This window comes from Streptomyces sp. NRRL F-5755 (assembly GCF_001279365.1).
In the GTDB taxonomy this organism is placed as follows: domain Bacteria; phylum Actinomycetota; class Actinomycetes; order Streptomycetales; family Streptomycetaceae; genus Streptomyces; species Streptomyces rimosus.
Genome location: NZ_LGCW01000193.1, coordinates 1 through 381 on the forward strand (window position 1 = coordinate 1; position 381 = coordinate 381).

General features: G+C 67.7%; 1 protein-coding gene. It reads right to left on the bottom strand.

What is annotated here, in order from left to right; all coding sequences use genetic code 11:
- The coding region (locus ADK86_RS17160) for a HAMP domain-containing protein (RefSeq protein WP_159393874.1) at positions 1-381 on the bottom strand (381 nt) is incomplete at both ends.

A 381-nucleotide genomic window follows, 5' to 3' on the forward strand; every position in this document is an offset into this window, starting at 1 on the left:
CGAGGCGCCCTTCGGTGCCGACTTCGCGGGCGACGCGGGTGACCTCGTCGGCGAAGGCGGAGAGCTGGTCGACCATCGTGTTGACGGTCAGCTTCAGCTGGAGGATCTCGCCGCGCGCGTCCACCGTGATCTTCTGGCTGAGATCACCGTTGGCCACGGCCGTGGTGACCTGCGCGATGTTGCGCACCTGGCTGGTGAGGTTGGACGCCATGAAGTTGACGTTGTCGGTGAGGTCCTTCCAGACGCCCGACACGCCCCGTACCTGCGCCCGGCCGCCCAGCTGCCCTTCGGTGCCGACTTCGCGGGCGACGCGGGTGACCTCGTCGGCGAAGGCGGAGAGCTGGTCGACCATCGTGTTGACGGTCAGCTTCAGCTCCAGGA